Source organism: Streptomyces sp. NPDC015220, assembly GCF_043079345.1.
In the GTDB taxonomy this organism is placed as follows: Bacteria; Actinomycetota; Actinomycetes; order Streptomycetales; family Streptomycetaceae; genus Streptomyces.
This window is the reverse complement of sequence record NZ_JBIBUK010000010.1, coordinates 208223-222329: the sequence shown is the minus strand read 5'-3', so window position 1 is coordinate 222329 and position 14107 is coordinate 208223. Positions and strand designations below refer to the sequence as shown.

Genomic DNA, 14107 nt, shown 5'->3' with positions numbered 1-14107 from the left:
CGGCGTCCTGGTCCCGGAGCGGTCCACGGATAATGGGGGGGTTGTCGTTCTCGGCGCGCGGAACCCGGTCGGTGCCGAGTGCCCCACGGGGGAACCGGTGGTCGTGGGGTTCGGACCGGCCGCGTCGGGACGGCGCGAGGCGAGGAGGACGGCGTCGCGAGCGGCACCGTCACCCGGGCCGGGCAAGGTATCCGCTGCGCTGTGGCGGCGTCGACACGGAGGATGAACACGTTGACGAGGATGGAGCCGGGGACAGCGGTGGCCACCGGACGCGGCGTACGTGCCCTCCGGGGGGCCGGCCTGGACGGAGGCGCTTCGTGACCCGCGATGCGACCGCCACCAACCGGTGCCGCCGCTTCCCCCCGGTCACCGCGAGCATCGCGGCGGCACGGCAATGGGCCGTCGACTGCCTGCGCGACTCCGGGAACCCGCTGCTGCGTCCCCGGCACCTGGAGATCACCGAGCTGATCGTCTCGGAACTCGTCACCAACGCGATCCGTCACGGCACCGGTGCGCCGGAGATAGGTCTCACCTGGGACGGCACGCTGCTGCGCATCTCGGTGAGCGACCACTGCGACCGCCTGCCGGAACTGCGCGCCACCCCCGTCGCCGAACCTGGCGGTTTCGGCATCCGGCTCATCGCCCAGCTCTCCCACCGCTGGGGCGTCGCCCGGCACTCGCCCGGCAAGACGGTCTGGGCGGAACTGACCGTCGAGGCGTGACGGGCCCGGCGCCCCGCCGCCCGTGGACCGTGCGCGCCGGCCCGGCGGCGCCGGCCCGGTCACGGCGGCACAGGACCGTGGCGCCTCGGCGGTGGCCCCGCCGCGACGGTCGCGGGACGGAGCGGACCACGGGACGGGCGCGGGCCGGTGCCCGGGTCGCCGGTCCGCCCACGGTCGTCGGCGGTCAGCTCAGGGGGATCACCGTGCGCGATCCTTCCTCCGTCATCAGCGCGCCGTTCGGCGTCGACAGCGACCGGACCTCGCCGGGGCTCAGCGACTCCTCGACCGGTGAGGGCTCGCCGAAGTGACCGCGCGGGGTCCAGGTCGCTCCCGGTGGAACGGTGACGGTGTCGGGGTCCTTTGCTCCTGAGCGGATGGATCGCACCCGGCTCGGGCGGGCGTCCGTCGGTGGCGTGCTGCCCGTCACCCGCCGTACTCGGCGCGCCTTCGGCCGTCGCGCACGACGGCACGGACGCGACGCGTCGTACGCGTGCCCGACGGACCGGGCCGGGTGTCGAGACGGCGTGCGGCGCACCTCCTCGTCCTCAGCGGGAACACGGCGCTCCCTCCGCGGCGCTCGACGCGCCCTGCCGGTACGCCCCGCACACCACGACCGCCTCGGGACGGTCCGCGACCTGACGGAGCAGGACGAGGGTCTTGTCGACGGGCGGGGCGTTGTTGCCCTGGTCGTAGGAGACGTAGCCGGTGGCTCCGTTGAAGGTGACGCCGCCGCCGAGGGCGACGAGCACGGACTGGCGGGAGACGGACTCGTCGCGCAGCCTGGCCTGGTCCACGGCCTGGGACAGGACGTGGAAGGCGTCGTAGGAGACGGCGGAGTGGCCGTCCTGCACCCAGGGGTCGGTGCCCTTGGCGGTGCGCCGGACGAACGCGTTGTAGTCGTCGACGAACTGCCGGGTCTTGTCGCTGGCGCGCCGGTCCGTGGCGGGCAGCCGGTGCGCGGAGTAGTACAGCCGCAGCCAGTCCTTGTCGGCGAAGGCGCCGGTCTGGGCGACGTTGGTGAGTTCGTTGCCGCCGAGCACGGTGATGTCGTCACCGATGCAGGTGCCCTGGGTGTCCATGGCGCGGATGAGGGCCGTGAAGTCACGGGCCCGCGCCGACCAGTACACCACCGACCTCGGCTCCGCCCCGAGCGCCCGGCACAGCTGGCGCGCCAGTTCGTCCGCGCTGGTGACGTTCGTCGCGCCGGTCGGCGGCGGCGGGTCGAAGCGCGCGTCCTGGTTGAAGTTGAACACCTGCGAGTCGCCCGGGAAGTCGGCGCGGAACTTGTCCGCCAGACTGCGGCTGTAGAGGTCCGCGGAGCTCTCGATGACGAGGGCGCGGCGGGCGGGGGAGCAGTCGCCGCCGGGCCCTTCGCCGGCGCCCGAGCCGGGAGCGGCCACGATGTTCTGCCCGCCGGCGAAGTCCGCCTCGATCCGCGCCTCGGTGGAGTTGACCGGGGTGAGGGGCCAGTAGCTGAGGGCGGCGGCGCCGGTCGGCATCTCGTCGGCGGTCGCCGTGGTGCCGATGGCGGGGATCTTCGCCGCGCCGAGCACCCGGAGCGCGGCCCGGGTCTCGTCCCGGCTCTGCGCGTATCCGAGGACGCCGACGACCCTGGCCCAGGCCCGGGGGCTGTGCGCGGCGGGCTCGCTGCGCACCCGGGCGACCAGCTTCTCGGCCTCGGACACGGCGTTCGCGAACGCGCGTCCGGTGGGCCGGACCTCGACCCGCAGCCGTACGGCCGAGTCGTCGGACACCGCGTCGTCGAGCAGTTTCCGCTGCCACATCGCGATGCCGCGCAGCTCCGGGATCGTGCCGTCGAAACGCGTCTCGTTCTCGTCCGTCGGCACGCTGGAGACGAACGCCACCACGGTCCGTACGGTCCTGCCCTGGGCGGCGGCCCGCTCGGCCCGCCTGTTCTGCTCGTCGATCTCGCGCACGGCCGCGTCGTACCACCCCTTGGAGTCGACCGGGACGGGCGCGGAGGGCGCGGACTCGGCGACCGACGCGGTGCCGCCGACACAGCCGTGGTCCTCGTCGGGGGCCAGGGCCTGCCGTGTCGCCAGTCCCGCGGCGCCCAGGGCCAGAACGGTCACGCAGGCCGCGATCCCCGTGGGGACCGCCCGGCTGAACCGGAACGTCCTGGGCGCGACCCTGCCGAGGTCGAGCCCGGGCGCGGACATGGCGCCCTCGCTGAAGGTCACCAGGACCGGGGTGCCGTCGTTCTGGTCGAGACGCAGGCTCGCCTGCTCGAAGGTGAGCTCGGCGGGGTCGCCCAGGTCCGCCAGCAGCGCTTCGGACGGCCGTCCCACGGCCACGACGAGCGGGCCCGGCGGCCGGGCGGTCGCGCGGGCCTGGTGCACCGAGCGCAGGAAGCGCTCGGCGGCGCGCGCGCCCCGCTGTCCCGGTGGCGGCAGCTCCACGAGCAGGACGGGGCGACCGGTCCTGCGGCGCCGGCCGGGCAGGTACCGGCCGACCGCCGGGGTGCGCAGGTCCGCCAGGAGCGCCCGGAACAGCAGCCGGTCGAGCTGCTGGAGCGCCTCCTCGTGGTGCGGGTCGTTCCTCAGCTGCGAGCTCCACACGGCGCCCGTGGTGTCCATCACCCGGAAGAGCTTCCGGCCGCCGCCGGCGATCTGCTCGGCGCCCAGCCAGCCGCGCATCACCCTGTGGGACGTCCAGCGGGCCCACAGCCACTTCGGCAACCGCTGCACGAACGACAACCAGCTGATCCGCACCAGGAAGCCCGGCAGCCCGCCGAGGTCCGGCGGGTTCGCGGGGAGTGCGCCGGACTCCGGCGGGCCCCCCGTCCTGGCGAAGCCCAGCAGACCGCCGCGCTGCGCCCGTTGCTCACCGGCGTGCCGCCGCAGGTTGCGCGTCTGCGGACCGTCCAGCCAGACCTGGGGTTGCCTGCGGATGTATCCGACGAGGTCGCGCATGACCTGGAAGTGCGGGTACCGGTCGGGCGTCATGTACTCCGGCGCGCCGGTCATCAACTGGACGCCGGCGCTCTCGGACAGCAGCGCGGAGTCGTCGTCGGAGGCGGGCAGGTGGGCGGAGGGCACGAGCTTGCCGTTGTGGTGGATGCACGCGCGCAGCGCTCCCATGACCCGGTCGACGCCGGCCGCGTACTCGCTCTGCGGCACCCGCAGGACGATCAGCGGCGGGCTGCTCGCCAGGCTCGACCGGTTCACGTTGTCGGGCGCCACCGCCGTCCGGAAGGCGAAGGCGAAGTTGAAGGCCCGGTCGTCGGGAAACCCGCCGGGTCCGCTCTGAGTCGTCGGCACACAGTCCCCCACTGGTCGACACGGTCCAACTGCCCTGATGCGAAGGGGACTCAAGATTACTGGTCGGAAAACCGCCGTCACCAGGAGTTGCCGGAAGTGATCGTGCTCCGCTTCGCCTCACCACCCGCCGCACCCCCGTCGGCCGCCCGAGGCGGCACGGAGGCGGTCGGGAGGCCGCCCGCCGGGGCAGCGCGTCCTCGGCCCGTCCGTCGTCGCCGGGCGCTCCGGTGCCGGCGGCTCGCCGGGCGGCCGGTCGCGGCCCGTCCGTCCGCGGCGGCGGCCGCGCCGTGGACGGACGGGCCCGGAGGAGGCTCGGCACGGTCCGTCAGCGGCGCCGGCGGGTGTTGAGCCGGGCGGCCCGGCGCGTCAGGTGGTCGCGCTCGGCGAGGTTGGCCGCCTTGTGGGCGGCCTCGGCGTAGAGCCTGGCCACCGTGGCCGGGTCGCCGTCGAGCGGACCCACGTCCCCTCGGGGGCGGGTGCCTGGCCGTCGACGAACTCGCCGGTCCCCTCCAGCCGGGCCGCGAAGTCCTGCGTGTACCGCATGTGGGCCGAGATCTCCTCCGCCGTCCACTGGTCCATGGGCACGTTGTCGACCGGAGCCGGAGCGCCTCGGTAGTGCTTCAGCAGCAGGTACTTGGCCATCGTGTCTCTCCTCGGCGCTGGTGCGACCATTCTGGTCGCGCTCACCCCGGGGACGGAGCCGGTCGCGGGATCTCGACATCGCCGTGCGGATTTCTTTCCGGCTCTCGCGCAGAGCCCGGGCGGGCCGTCCCGCGGCGTTCGGATGCCCGGCGGAACCCGCCCCGCCGCCGCCACCTCGCCGACCCGCCGCGCCCGGCGCACCCGCAGCACCCGGCGCGCCTTGCGTGATCGTCACCGCACCGGCCGAGTCGCTGGAGGGCTCCGGCGACGGGCTCGACGACCACACCGCCCTGTTCGCCCTCGGCGCCCCCGCCGCCGATCCGGCCGATCCGGACGCCGCCACCGGTCCGGCCGGCCCGTGAAGAACGCCACGACGGCTCCGTGGAACGGCGAAAGGGCCTCCGCCCGGAGGCGGAGGCCCTTTCCCCGGATCAGAAGGCGCCGTTCAGACCGAACCAGTCATTGGCCGTCACGTCGCCCGGCTTCAGCGAGCCGGTGCCGCTGCCCTTGTAGACCAGTTGGCAGCCGACGCCCCGGCACCCACTGCTGACGTAGCGGGCGGTGGTCGTGGTGACGAGGTCGGCACGGTCGTCACCGTTGACGTAACCCAGGCCGAGGATGGTGTCCATGACGTTCCAGCCGCCGGAACCGACCAGCACCCGGGAACCGAGGGAACCGGTCTTGCCCGGGTACAGCCACAGCTTCCCGGTGGACGCCTCGCGGCCGATCAGGTCGGGACGGCCGTCACCGTTCATGTCGCCCGCCCCGGCCAGGGCGTTCATGCCGTTCCAGCCGCCGTTGCCCACGAGCTTGCGCGCGCCGAGGCCGCCGGTGCCGGTGCCCGGGTACAGCCACAGCTTGCCCGTGGACTTATCGACGGCCAGCACGTCCATGCGGCCGTCGCCGGAGAGGTCTCCCACCCCGACGATCCGGCTCATGGCGTTCCACCCGCCGGTGCCCATGAGCTTGCGCTTGCCGAGACTGCCGGTGCCGGTGCCCGGATACAGCCACAGCTTGCCGGTGGACGTCTCGCGGGCGATCACGTCCTCACGGCCGTCACCGCTGAAGTCGCCGTGCCGGACGAGGGCGTTGAAGGCGTTCCAGCCGCCGGTGCCGACCAGCTTGCCGGTCTGGTCGCCGGGCAGGAACCACAGCCGGCCCGCCTTGTCCCGGACCAGGACGTCGGCGCGGCGGTCGGCATTCAGGTCGCCGAAGCCCGCCGCCTTGGGCGCGGTCGAGGAGTACCACTGCGGGTAGGCCGCCCAGTTGCACTCCCGCTGGGTGGAGACGAACCGCACCGAGCTGGTGTTGCTGGACGCGTGGCCCCACTCCGTGCCCTTGGGGTCCGGGGCCCACACGTCGACGAGGCCGGCCGTGCCGTAGTTCGCGTCGTCGTGCAGGCAGACGTACTTGGACGTGTGGTTCTCGACCGTCCGGAAGGTGTTGTTCCAGGTGCCGAGCGTCGCCTTGTCGGTGTTGGTCTTGAACATGGTGCCCGTGCCGTTATCGGTCTTCCAGGCACAGAAGTAGCCCGACGGGCAGTCGCTGACCGCGGCCTGTGCGGGCGTCCCGCCCGCGCCGAGCAGCCCGAGCGAGGCGAGCCCCAGTGTCGTGGCCAGCGCGGCCAGACGCCGAAGCGGTGATGTGCGCATGTGTTTCCCTCCCTGACACGGCGCGGAGAGACGCTCGACGCGCCGCGAGAGGAAGATACATCGCCGGATGATCACCGCTGGTTGCGGGTCGCCCTGCGCCGCGACGGTGGGGGTCCGGCCGGGTCGCGCCGTGCGGTACGTCCCGGGCGCGGCGGTGGTCCGGCGGGGCCGGCGACGGTGTCGGGGCAGCCTTCACGCCGGCCAGAATTGTCATGTACAGTCAAGATGATCGTACGCCGCACGGGGAGGGCGCGCCGCAGCCGGAAGCCCGGGTCCTTCGGGCCGTCGCCAGCCCCGCTCCCCCGACCCGCGGCGCCCTGCGAGCCGCTCCGGCCCGAATGCCGGGGCGTCCTTCACCACCGGAGGAAGCATGCACGGTCGCAGAGTCCTCGTCCCCGCCGCCCTCGCCCTGGCCTCGCTGGCCTTCCTCGCGCCCACGGCCGACGCCAGCGGCACCAAGATGACCCAGTCCGCCGCCGCGAGCAAGCTCAGCGCCGCGGGCGTCACCTGGAGTTCCAGCGGCCACTGCACCACGCGCTCCAACTCGACCTGTACGTCGTTCGAACAGATCAACTCGGGCACCGTCGACGCCATGATCACCCTCAAGAACGCGAGCGGCTGCGCGGTCAACATCACCGGCGGCACCGAGGTGGGCCACGCCTCGGGCACGTACAGCCACTACAACGGCTACAAGGTGGACGTCTCGCACAACTCGTGCCTGGACGCCTACGTGAAGAACAGCTTCACCTACATCGGGCTGCGCGGGGACGGCTATCCGCAATGGCGGGCCGCCTCCGGCAACCTCTACTGCGACGAGGGCAACCACTGGGACATCACCGTCTACTGAGGGGACGTCAGCGGGGAGGCGGGGCCCGGACCCGGCCGGGTCCGGGCCCCGCCTCCCCGCGGTCGCGTCCGTGCCGGTCACCAGCGGTCGCGGTGGAACACCTCCGCGACCGGACGGCGGCGCACCGGCCCGAAGCCGCCGCGCGGCCATCCCACCGGAACCACCGCGAAGGTGCGCAGGTCCGCGGGGATCCCCAGCTCGGCCTTCCACACGACGTGGCCGGGCGACTCGCCGGACGGGCCCTGCCGAGTGGGCGGCACTGCAGGTGGAACGCTGACGGCATGGGCAAGACCGCGCTGATCGTCATCGACATGATCAACACCTATGACCACAAGGACGCCGAGCTTCTGCTCCCCTCGGTGCGAACGGTCGTGCCGGTGCTGACCGACCTCCTGCACCGCGCACGGGATCGTGGGGTGCCGGTCGTCTACGTGAACGACAACTTCGGCGAGTGGCGCTCACACCACGGCGAACTGCTGGACCATGCTCTGGCGGGTCCGCACGCGAGCCTCGTCGACCCCGTGAAGCCCGACGCCGACTCCCTCTTCGTGCTCAAGGCCCGCCACTCCGTCTTCTTCGAGACACCGCTGGACTACCTGCTCCGGCAGCAGGGCGTCCAACGGCTCGTCCTGTGCGGCCAGGTGACCGAGCAGTGTGTGCTCTACTCGGCCCTCGACGCGCACATCCGTCATTTCGAGGTGATCGTCCCCACGGACGCCGTGGCCCACATCCACGAGGACCTCGCACAGGCGGCACTGCGCATGATGGAGCGGAACATGAGCGCGCGCCTGTGCGAGGGACGGGAGCTGTGGCAATGACACCGAGCACCGGATCGGCGGACGAACGCAGAAGGCGGGTCCGCGAGGTGCGCCGTCGGCTCGCGCTGGAGGGTCCGCCGTGGACGCGGGACCGCGAGGCGGACTTCCGGAGGGTCACCGTGCCCGAAAGCCAGTGCGACCAGCTGCGCGACCTGCTGATCGCCGAGGGCGCGCGGACGGTCGTCGAGATCGGTCTCGCCTATGCCGGTTCCGCGCTGGCCATCGGTGAGGCGCTGGTGACGGTCGACCCGCCGTGCCCCCGGCACATCGTCATCGACCCGTTCCAGGAGAGTCACTGGTCCAACACCGGCTGGGGCCTGCTGCGCGCCGCCGGACTGGACTCGGTCGCCTCCCTCACGCTCGCTCCCTCCAGCGTCGCGCTCCCGAACCTCCTCGCCGAGGGCCTCACCGCCGACGCGGCGTTCGTGGACGGCAGCCACCGGTTCCACGAGGTCTTCATCGATCTCTATTACCTGCGCGGGATCGTCCGGCCCGGCGGGCTGATCGTGGTCGATGACATCTGGGCGCCGTCGGTGCGCACCGCCGTGCGCTACTACGAGCGCAATCTGGGCTGGGCCGTGATCGCCGACGCCTTCCCCGCCGAGGCCCCGCCGACGGCCGCGGACGGCTCCCCGACCGGATCGGCGCCTCGCTGCCAGGCCCTTCGCCTGCCCGACCCGCCCTTCGAGCCGCCCTTCGAGGAGTTCCGCCCGTTCTGACGGTCACCGCCGCCGGGGGCGCGCCGCGCCGGAGCGACGCGGTACCCGGGGGCGCGCCCTGTGGTCCGGCTGACGCCTCACGTGGAGCCCGCCCCGGCGAGGCCGCCGCCCCCTTCCACTCCTCGGGCGTTCGCGCCGGTCGCCGGTGCGGTGAGGTGGTCCAGGACGTTGGTGATCCGGAGCATGCGCTCCAGGACCTCCGGCCGGTTGTCCAGGTGCAGGGTGGCGCCGACGGCGTCGGTGTGCCGGCGGATCATCAGCAGGGCGGACAGGCCGGTCGAGTCGATCCAGGTCAGGTCGCGGAAGTCCAGGTGCACGTCGTGCGGCCGCACGTGTCCGGTCAGGTGCTCGACCACGCGGTCTATCAGGTCGTCGCTCGTGTCGTAGTCGAGTTCGCCGGCCACGTGCACGGCCATCGTGCCGGCCTCGTGGAGGATGCTGAGGGTGAACTCGGTGGGGGGCGGATTGGTCATGCGCGGGGGCCGGGGACGGGACGGGCAGGGCGGTCGTCCAGGACGGCGGCGCCCTGGCGGATCAGCCTCACTGTACGGGGGAAGTCGCGCAACTGGCCGGCCAGGATGTCCAGACCGGTCACCAGGGAGCGGGCCGGGACGTGCCGGGCTTCGAGGATGCCGGCGGTCCAGGCGAGGAACGCGGTGAAGATCTCGGCATCGTCGACGTAGAGCGCGGTGGCCAGGAAGTCGACGATGTGGGCTATGTCCTCCGCGGTGTGCTCGCGCTGGGCGTCGCTGTAGCCGCGCATGGCGGGGAAGCGGGCCTCCAGGTCGACCAGGGTCTGCTTGACGATCTGGGGCCGGGACTGGACGACCATCGTGTATTCCTGGTCGGCGAGGTGCGGCAGGTCGTCGACCGTCTGCCGGATCGCCGCCGGACGGGGCCGGGTGAGGCCCGCTTGGAGCACGGCGACCGCGCCGCGGGCGTCGGCCGCCCACTGGTCCGCGCCCAGGGCCCGGGCGTAGCGGCCGTCCGGGCCGAAGGCCCGGCCGCCGGCCAGGACGGGGACGCCGGTCGCCTGGCAGGCGGTGATCGCGGCGTGCGCGGTCGGCAGGTGGGTGGGGATCGATCCGGACAGCAGGACCGCGTCGGGGTTGGTGCGGTGCAGGTGGGCGACCAGGTGCGGGGTGGGGGTCTGGGCGCCGAGGTAGTCGACCCGCCAGCCGTGCAGGGTGAGCACCTCCGCGACCAGGCGCGCCGGAAAGGCGTGCCATTCGCCGTCGACGCAGCCGACCGTCACCCGCCCCCCGGTCGGGATGTCGCGTCGCCCCGCGGGGCGGTGGTGGGCGAGGGAGGCGACGACCCGCTCGTTGATGGCGGTGGCGGCGTGTTCCTGGGCCACGGTGATGCGGTCGGCGGCCCATTCGACGCCGACCCGCTCCTGGACGGGGGCGATCACCTCCAGCAGCAGCGTCTCCTCGTCGACGCCGTCGGCCAGCGCCCCGTGGACGACGTCGACGGCCCCGTACTCGTCGCCGTCGACCACTGCCTGCCACAGCCGGTCGGGCAGACCCGCGGCCGCGGTGGGGCCCGCCGGAGCGGCTGCCGCGGTGGGGCCCGCCGGAGCGGCTGCCGCGGTGGGGCCCGCCGGAGCGGCTGCCGCGGTGGGGTGCCTCACGTGTTCCTCCTGCTGTTGCTGCCGCCGGCGTGCCCGTTGGCGACCGGCGGCGGGCCGGTCCGGGGAACGCTGATGGCGACGGCGGCCATGTCGTCGTGCCGGCCCGCGCCCAGCCACTGGGCGGCCAGCATCTGCACCCGCTCCACCACCGCCTCCGCCGGCATGCCCGCGCATCCGGCGAGGGCCCGTTGCAGGCGGTGCTCACCGAAGAGTTCGTCGCCCAGCGGCCCGCCGCGGGCTTCGGTGATGCCGTCGGTGTAGAGCAGGCACGTCTCCCCCGGCTCCAGCACCGCCTCGACCGTGCTCGCCGCCACGGTCGGCAGCGCGCCGACCAGGGAGCCCTGCGTGGGCACCTCCTCCACCGTGCCGTCGGCGCGGACGATCAGCGGCGGCAGATGGCCGGCACTGGTCAGCCGGATCTGCGCACGACCGCCACGACGGCGCACGGAGGCCAGCACGAGAGTGGCGAAGCGGGCGTGGTGGGAGCTGAGCAGGGCGCCGTTGAGCAGAGTCAGCACCCGCTGGTGGTCGTCGGCCAGCGGCAGCAGGGCGTGCAGGGTGTTGCGGATCTTGCCGGTGAGCACCGCCGCGTCCAGGCCCTTGCCGGCGACGTCCCCCAGCACGACGAACGCCTCCTGGGACGGGTCCGCGCCGGGGTGGACGTCGTAGAAGTCCCCGCCGACCCGCTCGTGGTCCTTGGCCGCACGGTAGCTGCCCGCGTACTCGATGCCGTGCACGTGTCGCAGCACCGGAGGCAACAGGTCGCGCATCAGGGTGGCGGTGATGGTGGCCTGTTCGCTGTAGAGGCGGGCGGCGGAGAGGGCCGCGCCGGCCCGGGCGGCGAACAGGCGGGCGAAGACCTCCTCGCCTTCGGTGAAGGCCTGCTCGGTGCTGGAGCGCAGCACGATCAGCGCGCCGGCGGGCACCCCGTGCCCGGGGAGCGGAGTGACGATCACCGAGCCGACCGGCCCGGCGAACCCCTCCGGGATCACCCAGTCGGGGATGTCGTCGGGGTTGATCCAGCGGGCCGGCACGGGCGGGAAGCCCTGGAGGGCCTCGGCGAGACCCGGCACGCCGGACACGTCGACCTGCCGCACGCTCTGCGTGACGGGCCCGCCCCGGCGTGCGTGGGTGAGCGCGTGGCGCCGCCCCTGGGGCGGGGCGACCAGCACGGCGGCTTCGGCGAGGTGCTCCGCGGCCATGGAGGCGGTCAGCTCCATGCACCGCGGCACGTTCAGCGTGGACAGCAGCGCGCTGGAGGTCTCCGCGAGGATCTCGGACCGCGACTGAGCGTGACTCAGCGCCGTCTCGGCCAGGTGCCGGTCGGTGTCGTCGACCAGCCACCACACCACGTCGCCGCCGCCGCTCGTGGTGGGATGCGCCTCGAAGAGCCGCCCGTTGATACGGCCGGTCGGCGGACCGGTGGCAGTGCCGCGGTACCCGTCGCCGATGCGCTGGTGGGCGTCGGAGAGCCAGGACGGCACCCGCTCGTGCAGCCGGTCGCCGCCGGCCGCGTGGGGCAGGAGCACCCGGGCGGCGTCGTTCAGTCGGACGAGGTCCCCGCGCCGGTCGACGACCAGCACCGGGTACGGGGCCCCGCTCCACGTCGCGCCGACCCTGAGATCGGCGTCGGGGGATGCCGCGGAGGAATCACGGGAAGCAGACACAACCGGAGGCACGTACCCGTGCGCTCCCCACCTCCTTCCTGCTGCGAGAACCGATGTCCTGCGGCAACCGTCCCTCATCCACCCCCGCGACCGCAAGCCACCCCCGGCCACGACGGCAGCACCTCCCGCCCCGACGTCCGGGAAGAAGGCGCACCGGGAGCGGACGGGAAGCGGCGCCCGGTCCGGCACGGCCCGCTGGACCGCTCACCCGGTCCGGCGAGGGCCCGCAGGAGCGTCCACCGGCGGTGGTGCGTCGCGCACGCCGCGCCTTCACCGTCGCCGCGCGGGTACCCGCCCGGCATGTGGACGGAGACGAAGCGCACGACCTCCCGAGGCACCCCGACCGGCCGCTGGGCGTACGCCGTCGCCGGCGCCGCCGTGGCCCTGGGCGCGTGGACCGGCGCCCGCGCGGCAGGCCCGTCGGATTCCTGGTACGCGTCGCTGGACAAGCCGGACTGGCAGCCGCCCGCGCGGGCCTTTCCGGTGGTGTGGACCGCGCTGTACGCCTCGATGGCGTGGAGCGCCGGCCACGCCGTGACCCGTGCCGGTGGCCGGCAGCGGCGCGCCCTGGTGACCGGCTTCGGCACGAACCTGGCTCTCAACTCGGCCTGGACCTGGCTGTTCTTCGCCCTGCGCAGCCCGGCCGCCGGTGTCGGGGGCGCCCTGCTGCTGGACGCGAGCAACCTGCGGCTCGTCCGCCGTGTGGCCCGGAGCGACCCGAAGGCCGCCGCGGCCCTGGTGCCGTATGCCGGCTGGTGCCTCTTCGCCACCGCGCTCAGCGCCTCGATCGCCCGCCGCAACCGCTGACGACGGCGGCCCGCCCGGTACGCGACCACGACGGCCCGCCGCCCGGGCCCGCCCGCTGCCCCAAGCGGCCGTGGGAGGCCTCCCCGCGCTGCCGTGGGAGGCCTCCCCGCGCTGCTGCCGTGGGGCGGCCTCGCCGCGCTGCCGTGGCCACGGCCCGGCGTGCCCGTGGCCGTCCCCGGTACGTCCGAAGCCACGGCCCGGCGTGCCGACCGGGCCGTCCGCGCCTAGCGTGGGCGGCACAGGCGCCACGGGAGAGGAACCCTACGATGCCAGTCCCCCGGAGTCCGCTGCACGGACGCACCGCCGTCGTGACCGGCGCGGCGCGCGGTCTGGGCGCGGCGATGGCCCAGGATCTGACCGCCCGGGGCGCGAAGGTGGCGCTGATCGGGCGCGAGGAGAGCACCCTGGCCCGGGTCCGGGACACGCTGCCGGGCGCGGCCCGGTGCTGGTCGGTCGACGTCACGGACGACGAGGGCATGGCCAGGGCCGCGGCGGAGATCCGCGCGGTGCTCGGGCCGCCGTCCGTGGTGGTGGCCAACGCGGGCGTGGCCGAGGGCGGCCCGTTCAGCGAATCCGACCCCCGGGTCTGGCGCCGGGTCGTGGAGGTGAACCTCATCGGCAGCGCCATCACCGCGCGGACCTTCCTCGCGGACCTGTTCGACACGCACGGCTACTTCCTCCAGGTCGCGTCGCTCGCCTCCATCGGCGCGGCGCCGATGATGAGCGCCTACTGCGCCTCGAAGGCGGGGGCCGAGTCGTTCGCCCACGCGCTGCGCGCGGAGGTGGCCCACCGGCGGGTGGGCGTGGGCATCGCGTACATCAACTGGACGGACACCGACATGATCCGCGACGCCGACAGGTACGCGGTGCTCCGCGAGCTGCGCGGCCACATGCCGCCGCCGGCCCGCAAGGTGTACCCCGTCGCGCAGGTCGCCGGCCGGCTGGTCACCGCGATCGAGCGCCGCCGCCCGTCCGTCTACATGCCCCGCTGGCTGCGGGCGACCCAACTGGTGCGGGCCGCGATGCCACCGGTGGTCACGATGCTGTCGCGGCGTGAACTGCCGCGCCTGGCCGCCTCGACGCCGTTCGAGACCACCGGGCTGCTGGGCGCCGGCGGCCGGGCCGACCAGGCCGGCTCGAGCACCACCAGGAGTTGAACCGGGGTTCTCGACAGGCTTGTGCGGGTCCGGCCGCTGTGCGGGTCCATGAGCGTGCGGGTCCATGGGCCGCCGTCATGGGCGACGCGGTGGCGTGGACGGCCGTCGGAACGCGCGTGGGCGGTCCCGCGGCCCGTGATCCGCCTCACCCGGTCCTGCCGA

Annotated in this window: 12 protein-coding genes and 3 pseudogenes; 7 read left to right on the top strand and 8 right to left on the bottom strand. The window is 74.0% G+C overall.

Annotation, left to right across the window (positions count from 1 at the left end):
• Positions 1-317 precede the first annotated feature (317 nt).
• Positions 318-722, top strand: a complete 405-nt coding sequence (locus ACF061_RS21475) for an ATP-binding protein (protein ID WP_392268516.1) — start codon at positions 318-320, stop codon at positions 720-722.
• A 545-nt stretch (positions 723-1267) separates the two neighbouring features.
• Here ACF061_RS21475 and ACF061_RS21470 read toward each other — a convergent pair.
• The 3 genes and pseudogenes from ACF061_RS21470 to ACF061_RS21460 all read right to left on the bottom strand — a co-directional run.
• On the bottom strand, positions 1268-4003 hold the full coding sequence (locus tag ACF061_RS21470; RefSeq protein ID WP_392268515.1) for an ABC transporter substrate-binding protein: 2736 nt from the start codon (positions 4001-4003) through the stop codon (positions 1268-1270).
• Between the two features lie 325 nt (positions 4004-4328).
• Positions 4329-4451 (bottom strand): annotated as a pseudogene (locus ACF061_RS21465) (RNA polymerase subunit sigma-24); the annotation flags it as partial.
• A gap of 2 nt (positions 4452-4453) precedes the next feature.
• Positions 4454-4645: pseudogene (locus ACF061_RS21460) on the bottom strand (hypothetical protein); the annotation flags it as partial.
• A 224-nt stretch (positions 4646-4869) separates the two neighbouring features.
• On the opposite strand from ACF061_RS21460, the gene ACF061_RS21455 reads away from it, so the two are divergent.
• The gene (locus tag ACF061_RS21455; RefSeq protein ID WP_392268514.1) at positions 4870-5007 is read left to right on the top strand and encodes a hypothetical protein; all 138 of its coding nucleotides are present in this window, start codon (positions 4870-4872) and stop codon (positions 5005-5007) included.
• 69 nt (positions 5008-5076) lie between these two features.
• Here the strand turns inward: ACF061_RS21455 and ACF061_RS21450 are convergent, their stop codons facing one another.
• The gene (locus ACF061_RS21450) at positions 5077-6297 is read right to left on the bottom strand and encodes an FG-GAP-like repeat-containing protein (protein WP_392268513.1); all 1221 of its coding nucleotides are present in this window, start codon (positions 6295-6297) and stop codon (positions 5077-5079) included.
• 370 nt (positions 6298-6667) lie between these two features.
• On the opposite strand from ACF061_RS21450, the gene ACF061_RS21445 reads away from it, so the two are divergent.
• On the top strand, positions 6668-7144 hold the full coding sequence (locus ACF061_RS21445) for a hypothetical protein (RefSeq protein WP_392268512.1): 477 nt from the start codon (positions 6668-6670) through the stop codon (positions 7142-7144).
• A 77-nt stretch (positions 7145-7221) separates the two neighbouring features.
• Here ACF061_RS21445 and ACF061_RS21440 read toward each other — a convergent pair.
• Positions 7222-7353: pseudogene (locus tag ACF061_RS21440) on the bottom strand (nitroreductase); the annotation flags it as partial.
• Positions 7354-7425: 72 nt separating this feature from the next.
• Here ACF061_RS21440 and ACF061_RS21435 point away from each other — a divergent pair.
• Both ACF061_RS21435 and ACF061_RS21430 read left to right on the top strand, forming a co-directional pair.
• Positions 7426-7962, top strand: coding sequence for a cysteine hydrolase family protein (locus tag ACF061_RS21435; RefSeq protein WP_392268511.1), 537 nt, complete (start codon positions 7426-7428; stop codon positions 7960-7962).
• Entirely contained in the window at positions 7959-8681 is a 723-nt protein-coding gene (locus ACF061_RS21430; protein WP_392268510.1) for a class I SAM-dependent methyltransferase, read from the top strand. The genes ACF061_RS21435 and ACF061_RS21430 overlap by 4 nt, the downstream gene beginning before the upstream one ends.
• A 77-nt stretch (positions 8682-8758) precedes the next feature.
• Here ACF061_RS21430 and ACF061_RS21425 read toward each other — a convergent pair whose 3' ends face one another.
• The 3 genes from ACF061_RS21425 to ACF061_RS21415 all read right to left on the bottom strand — a co-directional run bounded on the left by ACF061_RS21425 (position 8759) and on the right by ACF061_RS21415 (position 11981).
• Entirely contained in the window at positions 8759-9154 is a 396-nt protein-coding gene (locus tag ACF061_RS21425; RefSeq protein ID WP_392268509.1) for an STAS domain-containing protein, read from the bottom strand.
• Positions 9151-10206, bottom strand: a complete 1056-nt coding sequence (locus ACF061_RS21420; RefSeq protein WP_392268571.1) for a B12-binding domain-containing protein — start codon at positions 10204-10206, stop codon at positions 9151-9153. The genes ACF061_RS21425 and ACF061_RS21420 overlap by 4 nt, the downstream gene beginning before the upstream one ends.
• Before the next feature lie 104 nt (positions 10207-10310).
• The gene (locus tag ACF061_RS21415) at positions 10311-11981 is read right to left on the bottom strand and encodes a PP2C family protein-serine/threonine phosphatase (RefSeq protein ID WP_392268508.1); all 1671 of its coding nucleotides are present in this window, start codon (positions 11979-11981) and stop codon (positions 10311-10313) included.
• A gap of 300 nt (positions 11982-12281) precedes the next feature.
• Here ACF061_RS21415 and ACF061_RS21410 point away from each other — a divergent pair, with 300 nt between their 5' ends.
• Complete coding sequence (locus ACF061_RS21410; protein WP_392268507.1) at positions 12282-12788, top strand: TspO/MBR family protein; 507 nt, start codon at positions 12282-12284, stop codon at positions 12786-12788.
• Between the two features lie 266 nt (positions 12789-13054).
• Positions 13055-13945 (top strand): SDR family oxidoreductase, encoded by an 891-nt coding sequence (locus tag ACF061_RS21405; RefSeq protein ID WP_392268506.1) that lies wholly within the window; start codon positions 13055-13057, stop codon positions 13943-13945.
• Positions 13946-14107 lie beyond the last annotated feature (162 nt).

Bases quoted from the DNA above. Each gene is read 5' to 3' on its own strand.
- ACF061_RS21435 (WP_392268511.1), top strand. From the start codon at position 7,426: ATGGGCAAGACCGCGCTGATCGTCATCGACATGATCAACACCTATGAC.
- ACF061_RS21445 (WP_392268512.1), top strand. From the start codon at position 6,668: ATGCACGGTCGCAGAGTCCTCGTCCCCGCCGCCCTCGCCCTGGCCTCG.
- ACF061_RS21405 (WP_392268506.1), top strand. From the start codon at position 13,055: ATGCCAGTCCCCCGGAGTCCGCTGCACGGACGCACCGCCGTCGTGACC.
- ACF061_RS21410 (WP_392268507.1), top strand. From the start codon at position 12,282: ATGTGGACGGAGACGAAGCGCACGACCTCCCGAGGCACCCCGACCGGC.
- ACF061_RS21430 (WP_392268510.1), top strand. From the start codon at position 7,959: ATGACACCGAGCACCGGATCGGCGGACGAACGCAGAAGGCGGGTCCGC.
- ACF061_RS21425 (WP_392268509.1), bottom strand. From the start codon at position 9,154: ATGACCAATCCGCCCCCCACCGAGTTCACCCTCAGCATCCTCCACGAG.
- ACF061_RS21450 (WP_392268513.1), bottom strand. From the start codon at position 6,297: ATGCGCACATCACCGCTTCGGCGTCTGGCCGCGCTGGCCACGACACTG.